We start from the raw sequence: 25,343 nt of genomic DNA on the forward strand, positions 1-25,343 counted from the left end.
GCTGATTAGAAAGACGAACACCAACGTAAAAAATAGGGTAATAGCCTGAAGATAAGTGCTTGATAATGTAATCCTTCGCTTATAACAGAGCTCGACTCATATCGCTAACTCCTAAATGTAGCTGAAAGTAATGGTATTTTTATGTCATCTTGCAGATTTTTTATTTCTAACAAAGCTGCAGAAAATTGTTGGGCAATAACATGCTCAGGACACAGGCTCACACAATATTGAACTTTTTTATACCAGGATGAATTTTTAAATTCTTGGCTTTCTACAAGAAATGATTCAATAATTTGATACAATTGACTATTTCCTGGACCAGAAAATATGGATACTAGGGTACTGATTCCATATTCGCGCGCTATAGCTCTTTGAATTTCATCCAACCTTTTCTGACAATAAAATAGTTTTGCTAACGGCTGAGTTAAGGAATTCACTTCACTCTCTAGCTGCTTTAACTCACGCACCTGCGCAGGGCGTCTTCGAGCCTCTTTGGAGTACCTCTCAACGTTTTCCAGCAAACTGTTTAGCATTCCGTTAAAATTATCAACTGAAATTACCGTTGGCTTGTCACGTGCAACTTCATTAAGAAACAATTCTGCAGCAACTATTACTAATTGTCGCCACTCCTTGCTCACCTTAGATAAGGAATTCCAATCCCGAATGGGAAGAAATGTAAGCAGTTCACATTTTACTTCTGCAGGTACTAGATGAATAAAAGGAGTAATTTTTGTCAGAATTTCTGGAATAAGAGAATCCTCAAAACTATTGTTTTGAATCAATTTAATACTTAAGAAAGGATCTTTAGCAATTACAGCAAGTACCATATCTCGCAAGCTTTGGATAGAGAATTTTTGTGATTTGCCTTCTGTTGCCTCTGATGCTGATGCATCTATCGTATCTGTTGTATCGATCTCTTTGTTATTTTGTGTATCCTGATAAACACCATGCATTTTGTTTAGCCATTCAGTCAAGAATGGAAAAAGTGTACAACATTTCATAAAAACACAACACTCTGTTTCTATACCCTTTTGTCTCAGTGCATGTCCCAAGGAACCATAACTCGAGTTCCACTGCGCATCACCCAGGCTTGTCCCTCTTCATCATATATTCACTGCTAAGATGCTTATTAGTTATATTTCAAAGCCACAAATGTGGCACACGATTGTTTTCCTTTGACCTAAATGTTAGATTATTGTCCTAAAAAGATGCATTACATTGTGACTCACAATTAATTGATTAGGTGTTTAGAAAAAAACATGACCCCTCGTATTATATACTTTCAGGAACAAATGAATCTTATTCATGCAGTCTATTTTCTATTAGAAGAATCCTATAACTACTTAAGCAGTTTCAATCCACAAGACTCAGATAAGCACAATGAAGTGAGTCAATTATTAAAAATCAAACAGGTACTGGAAGAACGAACAGAACTTGTAAACAATTTACAAGGGATGATAAAGGAGCTAAAACAACAAAAAGATAACAAATCGGCTTTTAATTCCCTGAGTACTGAAATAGGGATACGAGTAGAAAAACTACTTATTGACCTCATTGATCTGAGCTGCCCTGTTACATCCCAAACGGCCCTTAAGAAGCAATATAGTACGCTTCTGGCGAAAACCTTTAGCTCGCTACAGTCTCAAAATAAATCGTTGTTGACCCAGTTTACTTCAACTCTTACTGGCTCTCCCGCGATTAAACAATTTAAAGTGGGATTAAAACAATACATTGCCGAATTGACGGTGGCAATTCAACAAAAACAAAAAGTCATCGAACGCGAATTACCGCAAGAAATGCAAAATGAATTAATTACTATTAGGGCAGGTAGTTTTAGTAGATTACCCCGAGAAATTACAGCCTGCATTACTTCTTTTCTAAAACCAAATGATCTATGTAGACTCTCAGAAACAGGACAGTTTTTTAGAAAAATTACCGAGACCCCAAGAGCCAATTGGAAAATTTCTTTTGAAAAGAATGTAACAACAATTATGGTTAATCTGATTGGTGATACAGATATTGGCATTAGAAGCCTAATCTGTCGACTTGCCGAAAACAAATTCATTGATTCGAATAGGACACAGATCGAGAAAAGTCATGTTCAGAATGATAAGTGCTATGGAACATTGTTGTTGCGTTATGAAAGCCCTTTAATTCAAGGACGCGATTATCCAGTGACTCATAATGCGACGCCTTATTATGGAAAACAATATATGGGAGACAAAGTTCATCTCTTGTGCTTTGATATCAGTTCTCGTGAGAGTTTTAATAATTTAAAATTCTGGTATCACGATGTTTTTCGATATAACGAACATAATCCTCAATTCAGGTTCTTATTTGTAGGCTTGAAAGGCGACACTGATTCCGAGCGACAAGTAAGCAAGCAAGAGGCAAAGGAACTTGCAGCAAGTTTTCATACAGTTTATGTTGAAACATCCGCGAAAGAAGGGATTGGGATTAAGCAATTAAATTCTCAAATTATCGAAACTTACGCGGAAATTCATAGGTCCATGTTCGTAAAGCAAAAAGAACAATCCCACTATTTTATAAAGCCTTAAATTAATCAGAAGGTTTTATAGACAGCCGAAGTCGTGTTGGAGCTTAAGAACTGAGAAATCATCTCATTTTTGAATTATTTATTTTAGATATTTGTATCTAACCAATCAAATGGTATATATTTTACTCATTATAGACAATTAAATTCCATGGTTGTTTCTATGAAAAACTCTGAACTGCTGGAAATAGCACACGAGGCATGTGCATATGCAAGGAAACATATAAAACAAGGCGAGACAACGCCTCGGATTAAGTTTTATAAGAAGAATACCACTTTATTTGATAAAGATTTAACTGCAATAAGAAAAGACGACCTAAAAATAAAATACAAAAATCGTTATGAAGAACGCAAAGCAGCTGGACATAAAGAAAGCTCCATTTTCCATAATTTAGAGTATCTGGATAGGTTAGCACTTACAAATGAAGTTGCTGATCTGCGGGAACAAGCTGACACCTTATGGAACGATTTTTGTACGCATAAAGGCATCAACAAAAACTCTGAACGCGGTCAGTCAATTAGAAGACACGCATTAGAACTCTGTGTGTTAGAGAAAAAAATAGGCAATTGCGGCGAATTTGCCACACTGGCCTTTCACTATATTCAAAAAAAATATCCCGAGCGACTGGAAGAAATGAATCTTATTGTTCTTGGGGTCAATGGTGACAAACATGTTGTTGTCAGTTTGGGGCGTGATGAGGATAGGGTGATATGTGATCCCACCTTGGATCTTGTTTTTGAATTAGAGAAGGAACCTCAAAAATTACATAGCTTTGGTCAATTTCATGGCAAGAACTATTATTATCCATACTCCCCTGAGTTTGACACGCTCAATAAATTAGCCACATACACCCCAGAAGGAACGCTTACTCCGGAAGAAATAGAAGCATTAAGCCAATTCAAATTAGAAGAACAAAGCCACGTTGATTCACCATCTACTCGAACTGGGAATTGAAGAGAGTCATGTAACCTGGTTGCTTGCAACCAGAAATATTGTTCTTCACTCATCCCGGCTACAAATAACTGTCGTTTTTAGTCACAAGAATAAGCTGCAAGCAGCAAGACTACACCATGTGACGTTAAATACAACATGCAGAGTTGCCCATTTGGTGCTCATCAAGCACAGACTCCACATTAGGATAGTTATTTAAAAATTTTATACCTGTTTCAAGTTCTTGTAGTTGTTTATCTCCTATAAACCGCGCATCGACATAAACACTATAAGCAGCCGCTGCAAAAACGAGTACCGACAAAATGGTCATCCCGACCCCTAAAAGAGCGAGGCTCAAGGGGCCTGTAGCTATAGAAGCCCCAAATAAAACAACCCCCAGAGCACCTACAGAGGTGACAATCGAATTGGAGAACAAGTTACACCCGGAAAAGCACTTTTGTAATTTCTTATATTCTTCAATCTCATCTTTTAATTGCGAAAATTTATTGCTTAATGTGTTTGAACATTGAACCGAACTAAAGTGAGGGTTAGATATTGCTTCTTGCATCGCCTGCTCAATAAGCAAATACATTGAATCAATCTGTTTGGCCTCTGTAATTGCTTTTAATTGCGCAAGACTTGCCGTCATGCGTAAGAGATGCTTCTTCAAGTTCAATAAAGCTTGATATCTAGTTGGCTCCCAATTCAAAATTTCTCTATCTGAAAGTTTTTCCTGAATTGTTCTTTCAAGGGGTGTTGGAAAAAAACGTGGCAAATATATTTTGGAATATATAAACATAGCATATTAGGATGATTAACATTTAGGCATTATAAAAATTTAATCCATTTTTTCAAGCATCTACTTATATTTTTTTACTCAAGCATCCAAGTGATTGACCAGTACGCTTTCATTACAAACATATTCAATGTATTTTTGACTCATCACGCTCACAATAAAAACAATTCTCAAATATATGCTTTACTGAGCCCCCCTATTGCGTCAATAACCCTCTTAATAAAATCTTAAGGTTTGCTCAATACAATATAAATTCCAATTATTAATCAAAATGTAAATAATATGCCTACTTATATCCACGTTTCAGAAGATGATGCCGTACAATATTCTCCAAGCCAATCAGTCTATTATGAATTGCATCCCAAATTCGATAAGAAATTTCATGCATATAAATCCTCTTATGAGCCAACAACGATCGATCCCAAAGAGGAAATAGTTTTAAAATCAACAGGTGTTCATCATTGTCATACTGTGATTGTCAGGGATCGCACATACAACAATTATTTTTTGCTCCATGTCTCCCCGCAAGCACTACGTAGACCCTATGACCCAGTTAATAAAGAAGTTGGAACAGCAGTAAGTACAAGTGGGCTTGGTATGTTTTTTATGGACAGTGATATAGCGATGACTAATGCCAAAAAACCAGCCTATATTGATTTAGATCCTTATTATTATAATAGTGAATTGATAGGAACCCATGCGAACTCAGAATTAGAAGTGATTGTCGTTGCAAACAATGAATATTGGAACGTTGAGGAAGTCCAAGTAAAGATTTTAAGTACGTTACAAGAACGAGTTCCGGGAAAAATAGTCAAATCGAATGTAATTATTAATGACGCATTAAAGCACGCCTATTATTATAGCGTTGCATTTAATCCAAAGTCTGATTCTTTAACTGTTATTTCAAATAATGGCTTATACACCGAACCTTATGAGAACGCATTTGACAATAATATTCATAAATATGCGTATGAGGTGCTCTCAGCAGAAAAACAATGGGAACTGAAGCAAAGACTGCGAGATTTACAAACACAATCTGACAAAATTTTAGGCGAACTACTTAGAGTAAGCCCCCCCCATGAACCATTTGAGCACCTCGTGTTCAACCCATCTCATGAGTTCATTAAATTGGCTCAGGATAATCGAATAACAATAGAGGAACTTATCAATGGTATGGAATCTGTAATTAGCGAGAGTAAAAACCCTGTAATGAATCTCGGCAGTCCTGCTTTGTATGATGCCTACAAGAATTTAGGCTTACTGCATTTATGCGCAGGAAATTATGATAAAAGTGGGTTCTATCTTAGCAAAACAGCCGATTATGCCACCAATATAAGCAAAGCAGAATTTGATGAGGACAAGGTATTCTTTTCAACTCTTGCAGGCGCTGTATTAGAACGCAGTGGAAATTTTGAAAATGCTTATCCTTATTATAAGGAAGCAACAAACTCATTTCTTGGCTATGTTAACCAAGCCGATACCCAAATGAACTTTGCCCGCATTGCGTCACAAATAAAAGGAAAAGAAGTTGAAGCGCTAAATGCGGTTATTGAAGCCAAAAAAAATCTAGATGAAGTAATCAAGCGAGTTAAGCAGGGTCAGTCCCCAGAGCAGGAGAAAATTCTCAAAATATTAAACTCAAGACAGACTGCATGTGACGGTCTGCTGCACTCATTACAAGACGTTTTAATTGAACATCGCCATGAGGATGAAGAGTTGCAACATGAATACGATAAACTTTTTGCCCTCTCAACAGTAACATTGTAATTGCACGTTGCAGCAAAGGATAGTGTAACCCGGGTAAAGGCGAGCGCCTTAACCCGGGGAGTCTGTTTGGAAACCCGATATAAGCCTCATGTTGATCCGATTAGGGTAATGCAAAATGCCAATTCATGGCTTTAGACAACCCTTGGAGCATGATTTCGCCGCGAATACTATTTCCTTTCGCATTAACGCGTGGGCTTAATACAACAATCCCTGCTTTACCAGGAACAACGGCGATAGTATAACCAGAGACCCCGCTTTTAGCCGGCATTCCGGTTTTAACCATATGAGTCCCTGTTTCATCATATAGTCCACAAGTTGCCATAATTGCTAACGTAATTTTACACGTTTCAGTAGAAATGATTTGCTCCCCGCTTTCTGGATGTCGTCCCGCATTCGCTAATAAAGTAGGCAAAAAGAGCATCTGTTCTAAGTTGGCTTCATAGGAGCATAGAGCAAAATATAAATCGAGCGTTTCATGAACATCCACCCCAAGATTGTTCCTGCTTTTCAATAAATAAGCGAGTGCGCGATTGCGATTCCCTGTGCGTTTTTCTGAAGCAAAAACCAAAGGATTAATACTGAGGCGCTGATTAAACAATTTCTGGGTCCAATGTTCTAACCATCCAAATTGTTGCTCGCCTTTGCCAGGAATCCGTGAACATAAAGTAATGGCCCCAGCATTCAACATGGGATTTGAAGGTTTAGGACCAAATTGTTCCAGACGAGTAATTGATGCAAAATCATCTCCAGAAGGCTCAACCTTAACCCATTCGAACACTTGTTCGCTACCAACCTCTTCAAGCAATCCAATTAAAGGGATCATCTTGGATGTACTTTGCAGTGTTACTGGGCTCAGGAGGTCGTTGCTGTATGAAAGAGGTTGCCCTCCTAATGGTTGAACGGCGATCGCGGTTAAATCGGGATTCACATTAGCGAGTTCTGGAATATAATCTGCAGTCTTACCCTCTTGATTCAACTCAGCGGCACGAACTAAATCTTCTAACAAATTGATTGTAAGCAATGATGACATAAGATCCTTAGACGAAAAAAGCAGCCATTATGATAAATTTAGCACATTAAAACAAATAAATTTGCAAAACGGATTAATTCAAATAAGTAGCGCATTTAATTGTAACTTGCGTTAAAAACCAAGAAAGGTGAAAGGTAAAAACTTAAAAACGAGGCCCTTCATGCTTAACCCCGTCACAGTTTTGTTAATTTAATGATATGATTGAAATAGCTTGTATAACTATCGGAATTTAATGGTGAATAGTTTAAATTCTTTATTAAGCCTGTCAGCTTCACAAAAAAATCACGCGCCTGCTCTTTCTCAGTAAATTCATATTCTTTCGTAATGATATCAAACAGAAGATTAAAAAATTCTTTTTGGCGGTTCATGGGTACGGAAACATCGATTGGATCATAAGCATCTTGTTGTAAGTAAGTCATATCAAACATAAGCGATTTTTGATAGAGAATGTAATCTCTCATGGTAATTCCTTCTTCGCCTGTAACCTGCATCATATTAAAAATCTCTTGTCCTTGATGCAGCAGCTTGATTACTTCCATCACTTTAGTTATCCATGTTGGCTCTAGATTGGTTTCAAACCAAGGTTTAAGTTGTTCAAAATAACGCGACCAGGAAATCAATGGATCAACCGCCGGATAAAAACGCTTATAAGCGCGATCATAACTTAAGCCAAGAAACGTTTTAACTGAGCTTAATGTGGATTGTGTTACCGGCTCTTCAAAATTTCCGCCCGCAGGGGAAACCGTTCCAACTATGGTAAGACTTCCCTTCGATTGCTCATGGCCTTGAATAATGCCTGCTCGCTCATATAATCCTCTGATGCTGCTATCCAAATACGCAGGGAACCCTTCCTCCCCGGGAATCTCTTCCATTCTTCCGGAGGTTTCCCGCATCGCCTGTGCCCAGCGGGAAGTTGAATCTGCGATCAATAACACATTAAAGCCCATCTGCCGATAATACTCACCCAGCGTAATTCCTGTATAAATGGATGCTTCACGTGCAGCAACCGGCATTGAAGAGGTATTACAAATGATAATGGTTCTATCCATAAGCGTCCCACCCATTTTGGGGTCAACGAGTTTTGGAAATTCAGTAATGGTTTCTACGACCTCTCCTGCTCGTTCACCACATGCCACAATGATGACGATATCAACATCAGAATAACGCGCAATTAAATTTTGTAAAACAGTCTTTCCTGCACCAAATGGCCCTGGAATACAAGCGGTTCCACCGCGTGCAATGGGGAAAAAAGTATCGATCAATCGCAAAGTAGTCATCATCGGCTCGCTAGGATAAAGGCGCTCTGCAAGATTATTTTTCATCAGGGTTTGCGCAATGGAAAAACGAACGGGCCACTTCTGTAACATACTGACTTCGCGCACGTTATTTTCAGAATCGATGAGTTTTGCTATGGGGGTATCAGCAGTAACAGTCCCCTGCTGCAACCACTCCACCTTAATGTGTTTCCCCATGTCAAAAGGAACCATGATCTTATGGGTAAATCGACCTTCTTGAACTACCCCCAATACGCTGCCAGCATTCACTGTATCACCTGCATGCACACAGGTTGAAAACACCCATTTTCTATGTGGGTCAATTGGTTCTTCACGTACGCCACGGGGTAAAAAAAAGCCATACTTGTTGGCAAAATTAGTTAAAGGATTTTGTAAGCCATCATAGATCATTCCTAATAAACCTGGGCCCAAAGTTACAGAGAGCAACTCCCCTGATTGCTCAACACGATCACCAATAGCAATACCGCTCGTTTCTTCGAATACCTGAGCAATCGCAGTATCGCCTTTTACGTGTAAAATTTCAGCCATTATGCGTTCGTCAGTAGGACTTTGAGCGGGACAAATATAGATAATTTCATTCTTGGTGATGGGCTTAGCTCCTTTTTGCTGGATATGCACAACCCCCTCTTGAATTGCAATCACTGTGGCATTATGAACTAATTGCTGAGGCCGTTTATCCTTCATGACATGCTCCCTTTGTCGTTCAAGATAACATCATGTGACAGCTGCTTGCTTAATAATAAAGTAGATAGCTCATTCAAATAAGTTAGCGCATTATCTTTATTAAATTGTGACCAATAATGAATGATATTCCATCTGAGTAAGTAAATAATGATTGCCTCAAAATCAAAGTAATGCCCCATTTCAAGAATCGATAAATACTTCCAAATATAGGACAATAAAAACTCTTCGACCGCGACCGTATCTTTTTTGGCAACGTCTGCAGCAACCTTGGGCAGCCAAGGATAAATGGATTTCAATCCAAAATCTGGATCCCCCCAGTTTCTGAGCAATTTATGATTCCATCGCGTAATCCAATACTCTTGAGGGTTTTCGGGTGGTTCTTTTGTTTCATTTCTTATGCGCAATGCCGCAATAATACTGCGTAAATCGAAAAACCAGATGAGGATATCGCGAATAAAAACAGACTCCGTGTCAATCAGGTTTTGAAACGCGCCTCTAAGGTCAGACATGGATTGATGAGGTGAAAACCAGCTTGTCCAAACCAATGATTCTACAGTAAAAGCAAGAGTAAATTTATCTGTTGGAAGTAGTTTTAGCCGTTTTTCCAATTGCAGCCTTGAAATAGGTGTTTCCTGAATTTGGAAATATCGGTTCATTCGTGGCAAGCTGCATACAACCGTATAATATTGAACGCTCATTTCAATAATCCTTCCAGGAGCGCTCTAAATCGAGGCTGCATATGCTTGATGAGTAAACTGCTGACTGCGTCTTCCGTCAAATCCAGGACAATTTCTTCATTCACAAGGTGCACTCGGATCCCGGCGATTTTATTTTCTTGCTGATTGACGCGGATACTCATGCCTTCTCTGAGCATGCGCCCAGTTAAACACTTTACCATCGTTTTTAAGAAATCCTTTTCCAGTAATTCAGGGTTTTTTCTAATCTCATCAAAATCGAGTACTTTTTGGGGCAATTCTATTTCTATATTTTTTGCTTTAAACGCGTGGAGTTGCTCCACAGAGTCTGTTGCAATTAAAAGAATTAATTGTCGCAACACGTCCTTATCATCGAGTTCTTTATGGACAAGACATCTGACTTCTTGAGTAAAACGGTCAATTAGGTTTTGTCTGAGCTCAAGCCGCATATTCCGCGCTGCAAGCTTTAGTGCATCCTCCGCCGCCTTTTTTTCCTGTTGAATCAATTGGTGTGCTTCATTCATCATGGCTTTCGATTTTGTCTGCGCGCTATTAAGGATCGTGTTCGCCTTCTCTTGTGCGTCACTGATTAATCGTGCGGCTTCCTCTTTGCCGGCATTCACGCCATCCTGTTTTAACCGTTCGATTAGTACTTCAACGCCTTGAGAAATCATGTTCGCATCTTGATTTTGCTTGGGTTCCATAAAAGACTCCTATATTCCATTGCTTATTACCAGAGCAAATACAAATATGAATACTGCAAAACCTTCCACAATCGCTGCTGGGGCAATGGATAATCCAAATATTTCCGGCTTGTTTTTTGTTGCATTGATGGCACTGGCGCAACAATATCCTTGTTGTATGGCGCATATCATCAAAGCGATTCCAGCCAGAAACCCAATACCAAAGAGTCCTCCAGCAATTTGAGGCGTCACCGCTCGATTTAAAGCAAACATAATAACTATCCCCATAATGGCTTGGGTCGATGGAAGCACTGAAACACCGATGTATTTTCCATAACCACTTTCGGTATCTAACATCACGCCAATTGCTGCTTGACCTGCAATAGCGCAGCCACAAATACTTCCAACTGTCGCCAATGCCATTGGCGCAAATATGCCTACCCACCCAAATAGTACCATTAACTCATTCATGGGATATCTCCTGTTTCTTAAATGGCTGATAACAATATCCATCCTCCTTGATACTCCACTTAAAAAACTCAATGTAATTAAGACGAAGTCCATGGACTACTGCACTCATGAGACATAAAGCCAAATTAAGCGTTTGTCCAATGAGTAGAATAAGAATCGCTAATATCCAACTACTTGGCTTACCCGATTGCGAAATGTGGTGCGCCATCGTGTTAAATGTTACTGCTAACGAAGCTCCTGCTAATCCTAATGCAAATAAGCGAAGATAACTGAGGATGTCGCCAAATAATGTAGGCAATTCAGTTAAGGCGCCCACGCCATGAGCAATTCTTTTTAAAAGACTCTTAAAGCTAGTAATTGACTCGTTTGAAGCAAAAATCATGATGAGCAACAAGCTCAGGATAAACAGGAGAATAGCCGGTTGGGTCATCGTACTGTTATGTTTCATCGAACCGATGGCATAGATTAATACGGCAATGATTAGTAAAATAAACCCTAAAGAATGAATTCGTTCATTACGATGTTGGGCAAACCAAGCGCGCATACCACTGCCGATACAAATATGCAGACATCCTATGAACAACACAAGAGTCATCATCAATTTGAAATCATTGATATCAATTATTTTGAATGTCGCTAGCCATGTCCCTGCTTTAGGTTCGATACCAAAATAACTCCCAAGCATGGCACCATATAGAATGGAAAAAAGACTAATAACCACTAGTAAAGGTCTTAACCATATTGCGGCATTGAATTTTCCTAACTTTTTCCACCATAGAACGGCGAACAACGCTAATAAAATTCCATAGCCTGCATCCGCAAGAATCATCGCAAAAAAGATTGAAAATGAAAAAAAGACCATTATGGAAGGATCTAGTGCGTGATATCCTGGCGTTTGATAAAAATTAACGAGCTCTGCCCCACCTTGTAACCAGGGATGAGACTCCATAAGCGTCGGCGGCAATTCTTCTGGTAACGGTTTTTCGATAACCAAGCTTAATTGTTTTTCTTGGCAAAATAGCGTGAGCCGTGATAATTCATTATGCGGCAACCAAGCTTGTAACAAGAAAAATTCATCGTGCTCTTGTGTTAATCCTGAAGCTTTCTGTAACTCGGTTCTATCCGAAAATTGAGCCACCTCGCGGGCTAACAAATAACGATAACGCGTTAAATTACGTCGCTCATCCATGAGATCATCAATTTTCTCATTCAATTCGTTTAATTCAACACGCAGTTCTTCTAAAGCGATCGAGCCTGTATGAATCCGATGAAAAGAAAATTGGTCTTCTTGAGGCTCTTCTTCGGATAGCACAATAATAAAAGCAAAACGTTGATTCCGATACACTTCGTGCAAAGGAACATCTTTGGAAATCCGGGTTATTTCTTTCAGTTTAATTTTATAAAACCATAATTTGATTCGACCTAAATCTCCCTCAAGAGGTAATGTAAACTCACCCCATTCAGATACCTCACGAATTCGTGTGGTTAAAAAATCACGTCGATCAATTGCAACTCTCAAATCATGTTGATTTGCTAAAATCTTTTTCACCACAAAATCCGGATTAAAATCTTTCCAAATGAGGCGAGGATTTCCATGTTCTGGTGAATTATTAAGATAAAGCAAGGCACATCGTATTTGATCGAGCAATGTTGTAGAAGTAGTGGTTAATGCCATTTTTCTGGGTGGATTAATAGCAATTAAATGCATGCAGCCTAATTCTTGTAACGCACTTAAAATATCTGCCTTGCATCGATTCGGTCCCAAAACACTCACTTTTTCGAAGATTGCGATGCTCATCGTAGTATCCTTTTCTTTTTAGCAATTTTCGAGCGAACCACTGCTGCACGCTCATTATCGGCCAAAAAAATCTGAATCAGCCGGATGTTATTCAAAGCCTTGGGGATTAATATTTTTTCAAAGAGATTTTTTCGCTGGGTTACCGTTTGAATGGATTTTGCCAAGCGTCGTTGTCGTTCCATTGCAATTTGCAAACGCAGCTGTAATTCGATTTTTTCAGTAAGTACAGTAATTAACCGCTCAAACCACTGCGGTGTATTAAAGTACACATAGTCTATGGGATAAAAAATAATCGTTCGCAACACCGGCAACTTGATGCCAACAATATTTTCTTCAGCAATGGCAATTTCTTTAATTTCAATGAGTTTACTTAGGATGTTCATAGTACTCGCAACCATAGGTAAATCATTTTGTATACTGTGTTCTAATGCCTCTTTTTTTTGCCTTAATTCATTAACTTGAGTATCAACACGGCCTCGTTCGGACAATAATTTTTTCCTTTTCAACTCTAAGGATGGCAAAAATCGCTGATAATTCTTCAGATTTTTTTGCTCTAGACTTAGTGATGCTTTATTGAGTTTGATTTGCGCCATGCTCGGTATCCCGTTGAGTCTTGGCATTAAAATATTTAGCAATCAGTTCTTGTTTCATAAGTAATTCATTTTCATGAAAACACTCCACAAGCGTTTGCCAGCATAAATCTAATGCTTTTTCTAAAGGAATAGACACTTTAATGTCCATAAATCGTTCACGAAACAAACGACCAAATTTAAGTAACCGTTCATCAAATTCAGAAATTTCAAAAGCCATTGCTTGTTTTTGCTCCGCTTCACAGGCAGCCGAAAAAAAGCGAATCATCGTATTCATAATTTGACCGTGATCATCACGAGTCTGTTTGCCAATCACATGTTGTTTGAGTCGGGATAGTGAACCAAATGGATCAATGGAACCTGAGTGCAAATAAAGCTGTCCTTCGGTAATGTACCCGGTATTATCAGGAACAGGATGAGTAATATCATTACCTGGCATCGTAGTTACCGAGAGAATAGTAACGGAGCCGGCACCTTGGAAGTCACAAGCCTTTTCATATCGTCTTGCTAATTGAGAATAAAGATCGCCCATATACCCTCTGTTTGATGGCACACGTTCCATGGCAATACCCACTTCTTTTAATGCATCAGCAAACGCTGTCATATCGGTTAGTAACACTAACACCCGTTTGCCTTCTTCAATAGCCATTTTTTCAGCGACAGCCAATGACATATCCGGAATAAGCAACCGTTCCAAAATAGAATCAGAAGCCTGATTCACAAACATGATCGTCCGGGCGATTGAACCATGATCTTCAAAGGTTTTGCGAAATGCATAATAGTCATCAAACAATAACCCCATTCCACCAAACACAATCACGTCTGCCTCTGCTTGAGTTGCAATTTTTGCCAATAATTCATTGTAGGGTTCGCCTGCGATTGAAAATATAGGAATTTTTTGACTTTCAACCAAACAATTAAAAACATCAATCATCGGAATATTGGTGCGGATCATTTTGGAAGCCAGCGTTCGTCGTGTAGGATTTACAGTAGCTGTTCGAATAGGTGTCGTATCGTCTTGTTCTAGATTAGGACCACCATCAATGGGTTGACCAACTCCATTAAACACACGTCCCAGAATGTTTGGGGAATAACTTACCCGCATCGGATGGCCAAGAAAGGTAACCGAGGCGTTTGTTGATAACCCTTTGGTGCTTCCGTACACCTGCAGGGTAACGATCTCGTCTTCTAAATGGGTAATTTGCGCAAGTAATACCCCTTTTGAGGTATGGATCAAAGCTAAATCATCGAGTCTTGGAACTGAAATTGCTCTCATATCATGAGCGTATGGGACAACAATTTTCAGTATATCCCCAGTAATTTCATGAACATTTTTATAGTGAATATTGCTCATTATACTCCCTTGTTTTATTCGCGTTGGCCATCATAACGGCCACTGCACATGATGCAATCCGGGAACGAATATTGTCAGAACGACTGGTTAAGATAATGGGTACAGCGGCGCCTAAAATGATACCCGCAGACAGTGCATCAGCAATCAATACCATTTGCTTGGCTAAAATATTACCGGCTTCTAAATTGGGTACAACAAAAACATCAACATCACCAATTACGGTGGATTTGATATTTTTAGTTTGGGCCGCATGGAGGCTGAATACATTATCATAAGCAAATGGACCATCGACAATTGCTCCGGTAATTTGTTCACGTTCAGCCATTTTTGCCAAGCATGCCGCATCTGTTGTCGATGTCATCTCGGGATGCACGGTTTCTACGGCGGATAAAAGCGCTACTTTCGGTACTCTTTCTTTGTTAAATGCATGAAACAGATCGACTGCATTCTGAATGATGTCTTTCTTAGCCATCAAGTCAGGGGCGATATTAATTGCTGCATCAGTAACGATAAATGGCTTATGATATTTTTCTATCGCCATAATAAATGCATGACTGATGCGACGACGAGTTCGTAATCCATTTTCTTTCTTAATAACCGCATGCATCAATTCATCTGTATGCAAACTCCCTTTCATTAAAGCCGCAACCTTTCTCTCTCGCGCCAGTCGCACAGCTTTCTCAGCAGCCGCCTGAGGCTCTGCAATATCAATCAAATCATAATCGCCAATATCTGCTTTTATGCCTTTTGCAATATCTTGAATTTTTGATTTAGGCCCAATAAAAACCGGGTCAATTAACCCCAAATGATGGGCTTCGATTGCGCCTTCAAGGGAATCCTCACTGCAAGGAAATACCACAGCTACCTTGATCTTTGGTAAAGACTGACATTTTTGTAGAAAATTTTTTGTTAATTTATCCAAATCAAGTCTTTTGTGATCCATGTCTTAATCCATCCTTTTTCACCAAAACACCCTGTTTTTGGATAAAAGTATTTATTTCTGGAATGATGGTCTTTCGAAACTTGCTGCCATTGAACAATCCGTAGTGTCCGACCCCTTTCGCGAGGTAATACTTTTTCTTACTTTCAGGAAGATTTTTGCATAAACTAATGACTGATTTTGTTTGTCCTAGACCAGTAATATCATCGAGCTCACCCTCAATAATCAAAATCGAGGTATTTTTTATATCCTGTAAACGAATACTAGATCCTCTTGATTTGTATTGGCCTTTAGCAAGCAACTGCTCTTGAAAAACAGTATTGATTGTTTGCATGTAGAATTCAGCCGTCAAATCCATCGTAGAAAAGTATTCAAGATAAAAGCGTATCGTTTTAAATGCTTCTTCTCGTTTATTAACGGCATAATTATCAATAGCCGATTGCAACGATTCGATATGACGTTGCCAGTTCATGCTCATGAAACCAGAAAGTTGCATAAACCCAGGGTAGACTAACCGCATTGCTCCTGGAAACCGACTTGGAACCATAGAAATGACATTCTGTTGAAACCAATCATCACCTCTTGAAGCAGCAAGTTCATTTACCGCAGTTGGAGAATGACTTGTGTCGATAGGCCCACCCAATAAGATGGCGCAACGAGGTAATTTAGGATCTTTAGCAGTTGACATCAACGCAAGGGCAGCCAATACAGGAACTGTAGGTTGGCATACCGCCATCACATTCAATTCAGGTCCCAAAAGCCTGAAATAGGAAATCATATATTCAATAAAATCATCTAAATCAAATGCTCCCTCTGACAAGGGAACATCACGTGCATTGTTCCAATCGGTAATATATACGTCATAGAATGGTAACAATGCTTGCACCGTATCGCGTAACAAAGTCGCATGATGACCCGACATCGGAGCAACAAGAAGCATTGGGGGAAATGCATTATCTTCTAATCCCTTTTTCTTAAATCGCAATAAATTACAAAAACTTTTACTGTCAACCAGTTCCTCCACAACATCGTAATATTCATTGCCTAATTTTATATCCTTAATATCGAATCTCGGCTTCTCATAAATATCCGTAACCATATGAAAAACATAAAAATAGCCAGTTAACTCTCTAAAATATTTAATTGACGAATACATGGCCGATTCACATAACTCTTTTTGCATGTCAGAAAGAAATGGCAGATTAATCGGTAAATCCATGGTATCCGCAATACGTCGAAACCGTTTGGAAAGCATAAGACAATAATCTGAGTAGGGCTGGAGCGACCTCATTGTCAAATCATACCAGTTGTACAAAGAACGACTATCAATCGGGTTGTGCAACATAGAACTATCCTTAATCTTATGCAGCATTGATGTTGAAATTGGCTATTGAAAAAAGTATAGATCATTTTGTTTTTTATTGTATCCATTTGGCTAATTTTTAAAAATTTCGCTTCATTTATTGAAACAATAAGTCTTCCCTATTTTAAACAAAATAGCGCCAGCATGTGTCTAGCCAAGCTCATGACGCAAAACAAGCTGATTGATTTTCGATCTTAAAGATCAAATATTGTCTAAAATTACTTATAAGACGTATTCTTTAGGTTGAAATGTTATGAGTGATGCCAGAAAAATATTTAAGGGCAAATATGGAGAATATGAAAAAGGAACCATGCATGTACAAGAAGGAGGTACTGTACCGAAAATACTCAGAAAGGTGAAGCGCAGTGAAAACGATGATAATGAAATTCATTTTATCGAAAAAATGGAGGATGGTGCTCGCGGAAGTGTCGTAAAAGAAAAAATTTGTCTTGATTTTTATGGACTCGCTGCCAAATCACCATCCTCTCGAATCGGTTTACATCAACAAGACTACATGACCGATTTACTCTTTAAATACTTTAAAGCAAAAGGTTGGGAGCATGAGGAGATAGAAGAAATAAGTAGAGAATTTTTAGCAAACATGACCTATTATGGTTCAGCTCATAATAGACAATATGTTACTTTTTTAGGAAAAAAAATTGATCAATACAGCGATCTTGGCCATGAGTTTGTTGAATACATTCGCGAGCATGAAAGACCACCCGAGGTGGTGGTAAAAGATGGAAGAGAATACCCTTTAGACGGATTAATGAAAATTGCTGCGATGGCTAAAATACTTGGCGACCCTGATTGGTTGGGTGGTTCTGGTGGTAACTCCGGTTTTACGATAGAAGATGGGCGTGCAGAAGCAATTATTGTAGATAGCGGATTAGCATTATCAAGTGAACACCCTGATAAGTTTCTGAGTAAAGACATCCAGTTTGGGAATGCAATAGATTTTGAAATTAGGTTTGAAAGCCTAACAGAAAGACAAAAAGACGAATATATAGGTACTCTGAATAAATTTATTTGTTGCGAAAATCAAGGGGCTTTAATTGAATATATAGTGAAGAGAAATGGCGCCTTTAATACACAAAAAGACGACTCAGGACATCCAATTATCTTATTGGATGATAAGGCGACAATAGATATTATTTCAAAAATTACTGAAAATCTTAATGTGTTGGCTCAAACCTACAGTAACGAGTTGGAGCTTTATAGGAAAAAATACAATTTGCCTGAAACAGTACCTTTAACTGAATTTGCTATTGAGATTGCTGCACAAGAGGAGCAATTTACAGATACCGTAGAAAATGATGTTCTGATATCAGAGCAAACCGCAGAGGTAAAAAAATGTGAGAGTAATTACAGTTTTTTATTAAAAGCAGGACTTGCAGTTTCTGCAGGGCTTGTTATGTCATTGGTTGCTGGCTTTGCATTGAAAAAAGTAGCACAAGAAGATGTTCCCAATGATTATAAGTCATCATTAGGAATTGGTTCCGCTCTCGCGTTAGGAGGATTTGGTTTGTATAAAGCTGCAAGCACGATAAAAAAGAGATTGAGTGATGCAAAAAACACTCAGGAGGAAGACCAAGAATTGAATCTGCGACAAGACATGAAATGATGATATCGGCTCACGAGTAAGGAAATATACGCATGGACAGCACATTACTTGCAGGAAAAAAAGCATTAGTCATTGGCATTGCCAATGAAAGCTCCATTGCTTTTGGTTGTGCACGAGCACTAAATAGGGCGGGCGCTGATCTGGCAATCACTTATCTAAATGATAAAGCCAAACCATTTGTAGATAAAATTGCCAAAGATCTCAAACCATCTATTTATTCTCCGTGTGACGTGACTCAAGATCATGATTTAGATAATTTATTTTTACAAATAGATAAAAAATGGGGGCAAATCGACATCCTCATCCATTCAATTGCTTATGCACCCAAACAGGATTTGCAAAACCCTGTGCATGAATGCTCTAAAGATGGCTTTCTCATGGCTATGGATATTTCCTGTCATTCGTTTATTCGTATGGCCAATCGAGCGAAACCATTGATGAATAATGGGGGCTCATTATTTGCCATGTCGTTTTATGGTGCGGAAAAAGTTGTCGAAAACTATAATCTCATGGGACCTGTTAAAGCGGCTTTGGAGGCTTCTGTGCGCTATATGGCTGTGGAACTGGGGCCCAAACAAATCCGTGTCATTGCACTTTCTCCGGGTCCGCTAAAAACCCGTGCGGCCTCAGGCCTTGAAAAATTTGATGATTTAATCCAGCAAACCAAAGAAAAATCACCGCTAAAATCATTAGTTGATATCGATGATGTAGGGGCAATGGTTGTTTTTCTTGCAAGCCAATATGGGAAAAACATTACAGGAGATGTCATTTATATTGATAGCGGCTACCATATTATTGGTTAGGGTTTGATGAAAACCTGATGGTATTCAAGTCTGTTGTGTCTACTGTTTACGGTTCTTTTTTAGGATTAACCCGATATAAAATACAATAAAAGACCGGAACTAAAAGCATGGTGAGTATTGTTCCTACCGTCAATCCAAACATGATAGTTACAGCCAGAGAACCCCAAAAAATATCTTGCAATAAAGGAATAACCCCCAATATGGTAGTCACTGCTGCATTGACTACCGGTGACAATCGGCTTAACCCCGCTGAGATGACTGCATCATATGGTTTCATTCCGTTCGTGATATTTAAATTCACTTGGTCCAATAAAACCACTGAGTTTTTAATCATCATCCCCGACAAACTCATTGCCCCTAGTAATGCAATAAAACCAAAAGGAACACCAGTAATAAGTAAACCAAACGTAATCCCAATCATCGCAAAAGGTATTACGGCAATAATAATCAGCGGTGGTCGATATGCATTAAAAAGCATGACAATAATCAATAAAATGATAACCACCGCGGGAAAAAGCCCTGGTTTGAGTGCATTTGCAGATTCGGTACTGCTTTTATATTCACCATCCCATGTCAAAGTATAACCAGGAGGCAATTTAATTTTTGCAAACTGTGGCAAGATATCCTCTCGTAACGTGTTTGCCGTGACTTGATAAGGAGAACATTGAACGGTAATTGCTCTTTTACGATCCCAACGCCAAATAATGGGGTCTGTCCAAGCAAGTTTAATGCCATTTACTACTTGTGAGACAGGAGTTGTTTTAGTGCTAAATTGCGAATTAACTTGTAGTAATGGCAAGTCAACTGCCGCAGTTTCTCTCTCATTTAAGGGCTGACGCAAGATAATCGGAATCAGATTGTCTTGTTCACGATAAAGACCCACCGTTACCCCATCACTGGCTCTTTGTAAAGCGTGTGCCAAATCAAGCCGTGAAATATTCGCCCAACGCGCACGTTCTTGTTGATAATCAGGAACAATTTGCAACACCGGTTCCCGCCAATCGGTGCGCACATCAATCGCGTGTGGATTGTTCCTTAGTATTGCGACCGCCTGATCTGCAAGATTGCGTAAAACAGCTGGGTTGGCATTCGCAGGACCACTAAATCGTGCAGCGATTTTCCAGTTATTAAATGCACCCACCGCGTATTTGCGAACTCGAACCATAGATTGTGGATAATTTTTATTATTCCATGAGGGTAACGTAGCGACTATGCGATCAACATCCTGTAAGCTCTTCATATTTACAATTAACTGAGCATATGAGGAATAAGGAAACTCTGACTCCACTGGTAAATAAAAACGAGGTGGGCCTTGACCAACAAATGTGCTCACACTCGTAACACCTGGATCAGTCAACAACTTTTTCTCAAGTTTTTCAAGATCTTCAGATACAACCTCGATGCGAGTTCCTTCCGGTGCCCAATAATCAATCATTACTTGCAATCGAGAAGAATCAGGAAAATAGATGATTGGAACATAGCGAAAATCAATAATAGAAAGCACGAGCAGCCCACACATCATTAGGGAAAAAAATAGGCGATAGCGAACTACTGCTTCCAATATAAACTTATATCCTTTATAAAACCGGCTTGTATAGGCATTCCCCTCACCGGCTAATTGCCTTGGAGCAGGCATAAATAAAATACACAAAAGAGGCGTGGCTGTTTGGGAAAATACCCAGCTTAAAGTAAGCGAAACTGCAATTACAGTAAACAGACTTCCTGCATATTCCCCAGTATCATACGTCGATGCAAAAATAGGAAAAAAGGCCATGGATGCAACAATGGTTGCTCCAAGCAGTGGCCAAGCAGAGATATTTGCGGCTTCTACCGCAGCTTCTTGCCGTGTCATGCCTTGCTGCAAACGAGTAATAAATCCATCAACTACCACAATTGCATTATCAACCATCATCCCCATAGCAATAATCAATGCGCCTAAAGAAACACGTTGCAGATCAATGTGCAACACGTCCATCACGATGAATGTTCCTAAAATTGCCAAAATTAGACCGGACACTCCAATGATCATGCCGGCCCTAATCCCCATGGTGAATGCTAAAACCAGTAATACAATGACGACAGCTTCAACTAAATTGATGAGAAATGCATTAATAGACTCAGCAACGATATCAGATTGCCATGAAATTTTATGTATTTCGATTCCTCGAGGGAGTTTTTCCTGAAGCTCATTAAGCCGCCTATCTACATCTTGCCCTACTTTAACTGCATTGACGCCCGGCAATGGCGCTAATGCAATTCCAATTGCCGGGTAGCCTGAATAGCGCATCAATTTATCTGGAGGATCGATATAACCTTCTTTAACCTGGGCAAAATCACGAATTCTGATGATTTCTTCGTTCTTTTGAGATTTATTATCTAATTTAAACTTTGGAATAATTGCTAAATCGCCTATGGCTTCCGCTGCATTAAACTCACCTGTTGGTGCAATACGCAAACGTTGTAGTTGATAATTTACATGGCCGGCATCAACAACCTGATTTTGTAATTTTAATGTGCGCTCCAAATCATCTAAAGTCACCTCTAATTGAGAAAGCTGTGTATTTGAAATATTCAAATAAATTCTTTTTTGTTGAGCTCCCCATAAATCAACACGAGCAACACCAGGAACAATGCTAAGCTCCTTTTGAATTTCTTTCGTATAGTTTTCAAGCTCACCATAACTGAATCCATCTGAAGTCACGGCCAGAAGAAAACCAAATACATAACCGAAATCATCTCCTACTACGGGTTTGTCTACTCCGGGAGGTAAACTGCTTTCAATATCCTCTACTTTCTTGCGTAAATTGTCCCAAACTTGCGGTAAACGATCTGACCAATATTCGTTTTTAATATTGACTTTAATAATTGAAAGACCTGCTCTGGAAATGGAAGATATATCTTTCACCTCCGACATTTCTTGGATTTTTTTCTCAATCCGATCTGTGACCTCTAATTCAACTTGTTCTGCACTAGCTCCCGGATAATGCGTGGTAATTGTCGCCGTTTTAACCGTAAATTCAGGATCTTCCAACCGTCCCAGCTGGAAGAAACACAGCGATCCTGCAACAAGGAACAATATGAGGATAAATGAGGTTACTGTTTTATTTTTAATTGCATAGTCCGCTAAAGCCATAGCTAATTATCCTGCCCATTCAAAAGAGTCACTTGCTCTCCCTCTTCTAAACTATGGATACCTGCTGTCACCACCCAGTCACCTTCATGCAGTCCTTTTATAACCGAAATTCCCGTCGGAGTGAGTTCGCCAATTTGGATTTCACGTCGATTCACTTCATGTTTTTTTAGATTGATTATCCATACATAAGTCTTTTTTTCTGAGTCACTCGTGAGCACTGCAGACGCAGGAATTGTAAATTTGTTTTGTTCCTTTTTCGTTGGATCAACACGTCCAGTAGCTTTACCCGCCATACCCGGTAAAATTTCAATCTCTTTGGGTTGTTGCATAATTAACGTGACTGGATAAGTCCTGGTTTCTGGAGATGCTTCATTGCTGACTTCTTTTATTTTTGCCGGAATCGCATAATTAGGGAATGAATCAAAATGCACAATAATGTCTTTTACATCTGAAATATAGCTAATCGCTCCCTCGGGGATCTGGATTACCATTTCAATTTGAGAAGTATCTAAGAGCCTAGCTATATTTTGCTGATTGGCTATTGTCTGGTAATTTTCAACATATAAATTTGAAATTTTTCCATCAAAGGGGGCTTTTAGCACACTGTCTTTAAGTGATTTTTCCGCTAAAACTTGATTCGCTTGCGATACCCCAAGTTTTGCTTTTAAAAGATCATAATCAGCCTTTGAAATATGGCCTTTGCCTACCAATGCCTTGGCTCTGAGGAAATTTTGTTCATCACGATTAAATTCAGCCTGGGCTGCTTGCAATTTTGCCTCAAACTCTCGCGGATCAAGTTTTGCAATCAATGAACCTTTTTTCACGTTATCGCCAACTTTTACTGGCAATTCAATTAAAGAACCGCCGACATTAAACGACAAATTGACTTGTTGAACAGCACTTGCCCGACCTGGAAAGGCGCGGCCATTGAATGCGCTTATATTTCCAACTTGAATGGCCTTAACCGGTCTTGCCGAGACAGAGGATTTTTCCTTTTGCTCTTGACTGCATGAAATTCCCAAAGCAGTAGCAAGGATTAAAATAAAATAAGAAACTCGCGATGAAACAGGTATTCTCATAAAAATCATCCTTGATCTTAAGCACATGCCCTTTCTTGTTACTAGCTTCTTTATCGATGTTTGGGTATTACCTTGTACCAGTATAGCTCAAAAAGGTTAAATAAGTTTTTTATTTTATTCATTTTTTACTCAACCACCAAGCATGGTATCATATTGGGGTGGACTGATCATAGGAAGAATTCGAGGATGAGTTGTCAACATACTCTTAAGACTGGAATTGAAGTCATACCATCGATTCGACATCCAAGCTTCTCTTCCGATAATCCCACAATGATGCGTTAATATGCTAAAATCAAAAATAATATTGAAAAGCGCGCTAGTGCTAAATCACATACTCCATACTTAATGTAAATTAATGAAGACCGTCATGAACAATCATCAAAAAATCACATGCCCTATTTGTGGGAAACAAAATACCTGGCGCCCTGAGAACCAGTTTAAACCTTTTTGCTCTGACCGATGTAAACTCATTGATTTAGGTGAGTGGGCCAGCGAAACACGAACAATTCCTGGAAATCCTCTTGATCCTGATCTCAACATTGCAGTCCATCACAAAGAAGATGAATAGTTTATTCAGAAACAAATAATAATCTATGAGTCCCCAGGAAATCACCATCATATTATTTTATAGATTTTTGTTTTATTTGTTCCTCTGTAGGTAACTTGATTTCTTGGACTAATCCTATGCGCGATAATAAAAATATTAATATATAAGAAATATCAATTTGCCATTTTTTTATCCCATGTTTGGCAGAGCTCGGAAAAGCATGATGCCCATTATGCCAACCCTCACCATAAGCAAGAATTGCCAAAAGCCAATTATTTTTACTATTGTCCTGAGTTATAAAGTCTTTTCTACCCCAAATGTGACAAATAGAATTAATAGACCAAGTGACATGTTGTTGGAAACAGATTCTGACAAAGCCACAAACAATGATGCCTTCCCAGAACGAATACCAGTTCATGTACAATAATCCATTGATGATTCCAGGAATAATTATTCCAGCCAGAGCAATAAGACCATAATGTTTATTTATAAACAATAAATCGCGGTCCCGGAGCAAATCGCCCAGGTAATATCGCCAGTTCTCTATGGTATGATGCGTCATCCAACCCATATGGGCGTGATAAAAACCGTACAGCCCTCCTTTCTTTGTTAAAATGGGTGTATGCGGATCAAATTCAGTATCGGTATACTTATGATGTCTTCGATGAGCCGCTATCCAAAAGAATGGTGGCCCTTCATACGCCATGCACCCAAAACAAGCAAAAACAATCTTAACCCATCGTTTTGCTTTAAATGAATGATGCGTTAACAAACGATGAAAGCCAACCGTAATCCCTAAAACGGTACAACTGTAACAAATCAAAAGTAATATTAATGTACCAATGCCAATATCAAATAACATCCCTGAGGTAATACTGTAGAGTGTCACCAATAAGGGTATCCAAATGATCGCTCTACTGTATCTTTTTTCCGAACTGGTTAAACCACGGTACAAATGCAATTCGGTCTGTTTCATAACTACCTTTTATAAAAGCCTCGTGTAATCACGCGGGATGAATTGATTGTTTTATTAATATAGGCAATTAATTTTCATAATTCAACCAAAATGATCAATATTTAAACATTAATCTATGGTAATAATTCGTCCCGAGCGCTTAGCCACAATAATTTTTGACCGGTCATATATATAAAAAATCAGCGTAACTCCCCACGTCATCCCGAACCCGAGCGCAGCGAGGGTGAGGG

At 39.0% G+C, this 25,343-nt stretch carries 21 protein-coding genes; 6 read left to right on the top strand and 15 right to left on the bottom strand.

What is annotated here, in order from left to right; all coding sequences use genetic code 11:
- Positions 1-104: 104 nt before the first annotated feature.
- Complete coding sequence (locus BW930_RS05070; protein ID WP_131756884.1) at positions 105-1,001, bottom strand: F-box protein; 897 nt, start codon at positions 999-1,001, stop codon at positions 105-107.
- 291 nt (positions 1,002-1,292) lie between these two features.
- On the opposite strand from BW930_RS05070, the gene BW930_RS05075 reads away from it, so the two are divergent.
- Together BW930_RS05075 and BW930_RS05080 are read left to right on the top strand one after the other, a co-directional pair.
- Positions 1,293-2,558: an F-box-like domain-containing protein gene (locus BW930_RS05075; RefSeq protein ID WP_058467045.1), complete on the top strand. Its 1,266-nt coding sequence runs from the start codon at positions 1,293-1,295 to the stop codon at positions 2,556-2,558.
- Positions 2,559-2,717: 159 nt separating this feature from the next.
- A complete protein-coding gene (locus BW930_RS05080) occupies positions 2,718-3,509 on the top strand; it encodes a hypothetical protein (RefSeq protein ID WP_058467044.1) in 792 nt (263 codons plus the stop codon).
- A 124-nt stretch (positions 3,510-3,633) separates the two neighbouring features.
- Here BW930_RS05080 and BW930_RS05085 read toward each other — a convergent pair whose 3' ends face one another.
- A complete protein-coding gene (locus tag BW930_RS05085) occupies positions 3,634-4,134 on the bottom strand; it encodes an apolipoprotein L family protein (protein ID WP_131756886.1) in 501 nt (166 codons plus the stop codon).
- A gap of 429 nt (positions 4,135-4,563) precedes the next feature.
- Between BW930_RS05085 and BW930_RS05090 the strand changes: the two genes are divergently transcribed.
- The gene (locus BW930_RS05090; protein WP_058467043.1) at positions 4,564-6,048 is read left to right on the top strand and encodes a hypothetical protein; all 1,485 of its coding nucleotides are present in this window, start codon (positions 4,564-4,566) and stop codon (positions 6,046-6,048) included.
- A gap of 100 nt (positions 6,049-6,148) precedes the next feature.
- On the opposite strand, the gene glsA is transcribed toward BW930_RS05090, so the two are convergent.
- The 10 genes from glsA to phaZ all read right to left on the bottom strand — a co-directional run bounded on the left by glsA (position 6,149) and on the right by phaZ (position 16,933).
- Positions 6,149-7,078, bottom strand: a complete 930-nt coding sequence (gene glsA, locus BW930_RS05095; protein ID WP_058467042.1) for a glutaminase A — start codon at positions 7,076-7,078, stop codon at positions 6,149-6,151.
- 173 nt (positions 7,079-7,251) lie between these two features.
- On the bottom strand, positions 7,252-9,057 hold the full coding sequence (locus tag BW930_RS05100; RefSeq protein WP_058467041.1) for a V-type ATP synthase subunit A: 1,806 nt from the start codon (positions 9,055-9,057) through the stop codon (positions 7,252-7,254).
- Complete coding sequence (locus tag BW930_RS05105; RefSeq protein ID WP_058467040.1) at positions 9,054-9,755, bottom strand: DUF2764 family protein; 702 nt, start codon at positions 9,753-9,755, stop codon at positions 9,054-9,056. Before BW930_RS05105 ends, BW930_RS05100 begins: the two co-directional genes overlap by 4 nt.
- Complete coding sequence (locus BW930_RS05110) at positions 9,752-10,456, bottom strand: hypothetical protein (RefSeq protein WP_058467039.1); 705 nt, start codon at positions 10,454-10,456, stop codon at positions 9,752-9,754. The genes BW930_RS05105 and BW930_RS05110 overlap by 4 nt, the downstream gene beginning before the upstream one ends.
- 9 nt (positions 10,457-10,465) lie before the next feature.
- Complete coding sequence (locus BW930_RS05115) at positions 10,466-10,906, bottom strand: ATP synthase subunit C (RefSeq protein ID WP_058467038.1); 441 nt, start codon at positions 10,904-10,906, stop codon at positions 10,466-10,468.
- The gene (locus BW930_RS05120) at positions 10,899-12,704 is read right to left on the bottom strand and encodes a V-type ATP synthase subunit I (protein ID WP_058467037.1); all 1,806 of its coding nucleotides are present in this window, start codon (positions 12,702-12,704) and stop codon (positions 10,899-10,901) included. Before BW930_RS05120 ends, BW930_RS05115 begins: the two co-directional genes overlap by 8 nt.
- A complete protein-coding gene (locus BW930_RS05125; protein ID WP_058467036.1) occupies positions 12,701-13,297 on the bottom strand; it encodes a V-type ATP synthase subunit D in 597 nt (198 codons plus the stop codon). Before BW930_RS05125 ends, BW930_RS05120 begins: the two co-directional genes overlap by 4 nt.
- Positions 13,275-14,648 (bottom strand): V-type ATP synthase subunit B, encoded by a 1,374-nt coding sequence (locus BW930_RS05130; RefSeq protein WP_058467035.1) that lies wholly within the window; start codon positions 14,646-14,648, stop codon positions 13,275-13,277. The genes BW930_RS05125 and BW930_RS05130 overlap by 23 nt, the downstream gene beginning before the upstream one ends.
- A complete protein-coding gene (locus BW930_RS05135; protein ID WP_058467034.1) occupies positions 14,629-15,591 on the bottom strand; it encodes a bifunctional enoyl-CoA hydratase/phosphate acetyltransferase in 963 nt (320 codons plus the stop codon). Before BW930_RS05135 ends, BW930_RS05130 begins: the two co-directional genes overlap by 20 nt.
- Positions 15,572-16,933, bottom strand: coding sequence for a polyhydroxyalkanoate depolymerase (gene phaZ, locus BW930_RS05140; protein WP_058467033.1), 1,362 nt, complete (start codon positions 16,931-16,933; stop codon positions 15,572-15,574). The genes BW930_RS05135 and phaZ overlap by 20 nt, the downstream gene beginning before the upstream one ends.
- Before the next feature lie 271 nt (positions 16,934-17,204).
- On the opposite strand from phaZ, the gene BW930_RS05145 reads away from it, so the two are divergent.
- Both BW930_RS05145 and fabI read left to right on the top strand, forming a co-directional pair.
- Positions 17,205-18,575, top strand: a complete 1,371-nt coding sequence (locus tag BW930_RS05145) for a hypothetical protein (protein WP_058467032.1) — start codon at positions 17,205-17,207, stop codon at positions 18,573-18,575.
- Between the two features lie 32 nt (positions 18,576-18,607).
- Positions 18,608-19,378: an enoyl-ACP reductase FabI gene (gene fabI, locus BW930_RS05150; protein WP_058467031.1), complete on the top strand. Its 771-nt coding sequence runs from the start codon at positions 18,608-18,610 to the stop codon at positions 19,376-19,378.
- A 46-nt stretch (positions 19,379-19,424) separates the two neighbouring features.
- Here fabI and BW930_RS05155 read toward each other — a convergent pair whose 3' ends face one another.
- Both BW930_RS05155 and BW930_RS05160 read right to left on the bottom strand, forming a co-directional pair.
- Positions 19,425-22,511 carry an efflux RND transporter permease subunit gene (locus tag BW930_RS05155; protein WP_058467030.1) on the bottom strand — a complete coding sequence of 1,029 codons (3,087 nt, stop codon included), beginning with the start codon at positions 22,509-22,511 and terminating at the stop codon, positions 19,425-19,427.
- Positions 22,512-22,513: 2 nt separating this feature from the next.
- Positions 22,514-23,590, bottom strand: coding sequence for an efflux RND transporter periplasmic adaptor subunit (locus BW930_RS05160; protein ID WP_058467029.1), 1,077 nt, complete (start codon positions 23,588-23,590; stop codon positions 22,514-22,516).
- Positions 23,591-23,957: 367 nt separating this feature from the next.
- Here BW930_RS05160 and BW930_RS05165 point away from each other — a divergent pair, with 367 nt between their 5' ends.
- Positions 23,958-24,158, top strand: a complete 201-nt coding sequence (locus tag BW930_RS05165; RefSeq protein WP_058467028.1) for a DNA gyrase inhibitor YacG — start codon at positions 23,958-23,960, stop codon at positions 24,156-24,158.
- 52 nt (positions 24,159-24,210) lie between these two features.
- Here the strand turns inward: BW930_RS05165 and BW930_RS05170 are convergent, their stop codons facing one another.
- A complete protein-coding gene (locus BW930_RS05170; protein ID WP_058467027.1) occupies positions 24,211-25,113 on the bottom strand; it encodes an acyl-CoA desaturase in 903 nt (300 codons plus the stop codon).
- Between the last annotated feature and the right edge of the window lie 230 nt (positions 25,114-25,343).

It is taken from the genome of Fluoribacter gormanii (genome assembly GCF_900156395.1).
Lineage (GTDB): Bacteria > Pseudomonadota > Gammaproteobacteria > Legionellales > Legionellaceae > Legionella > Legionella gormanii.

Bases quoted from the DNA above. Each gene is read 5' to 3' on its own strand.
- BW930_RS05125 (WP_058467036.1), bottom strand. From the start codon at position 13,297: ATGGCGCAAATCAAACTCAATAAAGCATCACTAAGTCTAGAGCAAAAA.
- BW930_RS05155 (WP_058467030.1), bottom strand. From the start codon at position 22,511: ATGGCTTTAGCGGACTATGCAATTAAAAATAAAACAGTAACCTCATTT.
- phaZ (WP_058467033.1), bottom strand. From the start codon at position 16,933: ATGTTGCACAACCCGATTGATAGTCGTTCTTTGTACAACTGGTATGAT.
- glsA (WP_058467042.1), bottom strand. From the start codon at position 7,078: ATGTCATCATTGCTTACAATCAATTTGTTAGAAGATTTAGTTCGTGCC.
- BW930_RS05130 (WP_058467035.1), bottom strand. From the start codon at position 14,648: ATGAGCAATATTCACTATAAAAATGTTCATGAAATTACTGGGGATATA.
- BW930_RS05170 (WP_058467027.1), bottom strand. From the start codon at position 25,113: ATGAAACAGACCGAATTGCATTTGTACCGTGGTTTAACCAGTTCGGAA.
- BW930_RS05105 (WP_058467040.1), bottom strand. From the start codon at position 9,755: ATGAGCGTTCAATATTATACGGTTGTATGCAGCTTGCCACGAATGAAC.
- BW930_RS05115 (WP_058467038.1), bottom strand. From the start codon at position 10,906: ATGAATGAGTTAATGGTACTATTTGGGTGGGTAGGCATATTTGCGCCA.
- BW930_RS05120 (WP_058467037.1), bottom strand. From the start codon at position 12,704: ATGAGCATCGCAATCTTCGAAAAAGTGAGTGTTTTGGGACCGAATCGA.
- BW930_RS05080 (WP_058467044.1), top strand. From the start codon at position 2,718: ATGAAAAACTCTGAACTGCTGGAAATAGCACACGAGGCATGTGCATAT.
- BW930_RS05085 (WP_131756886.1), bottom strand. From the start codon at position 4,134: ATGACGGCAAGTCTTGCGCAATTAAAAGCAATTACAGAGGCCAAACAG.
- BW930_RS05070 (WP_131756884.1), bottom strand. From the start codon at position 1,001: ATGAAATGTTGTACACTTTTTCCATTCTTGACTGAATGGCTAAACAAA.
- BW930_RS05110 (WP_058467039.1), bottom strand. From the start codon at position 10,456: ATGGAACCCAAGCAAAATCAAGATGCGAACATGATTTCTCAAGGCGTT.
- fabI (WP_058467031.1), top strand. From the start codon at position 18,608: ATGGACAGCACATTACTTGCAGGAAAAAAAGCATTAGTCATTGGCATT.
- BW930_RS05075 (WP_058467045.1), top strand. From the start codon at position 1,293: ATGAATCTTATTCATGCAGTCTATTTTCTATTAGAAGAATCCTATAAC.
- BW930_RS05145 (WP_058467032.1), top strand. From the start codon at position 17,205: ATGAGTGATGCCAGAAAAATATTTAAGGGCAAATATGGAGAATATGAA.
- BW930_RS05100 (WP_058467041.1), bottom strand. From the start codon at position 9,057: ATGAAGGATAAACGGCCTCAGCAATTAGTTCATAATGCCACAGTGATT.
- BW930_RS05135 (WP_058467034.1), bottom strand. From the start codon at position 15,591: ATGGATCACAAAAGACTTGATTTGGATAAATTAACAAAAAATTTTCTA.
- BW930_RS05090 (WP_058467043.1), top strand. From the start codon at position 4,564: ATGCCTACTTATATCCACGTTTCAGAAGATGATGCCGTACAATATTCT.
- BW930_RS05160 (WP_058467029.1), bottom strand. From the start codon at position 23,590: ATGAGAATACCTGTTTCATCGCGAGTTTCTTATTTTATTTTAATCCTT.
- BW930_RS05165 (WP_058467028.1), top strand. From the start codon at position 23,958: ATGAACAATCATCAAAAAATCACATGCCCTATTTGTGGGAAACAAAAT.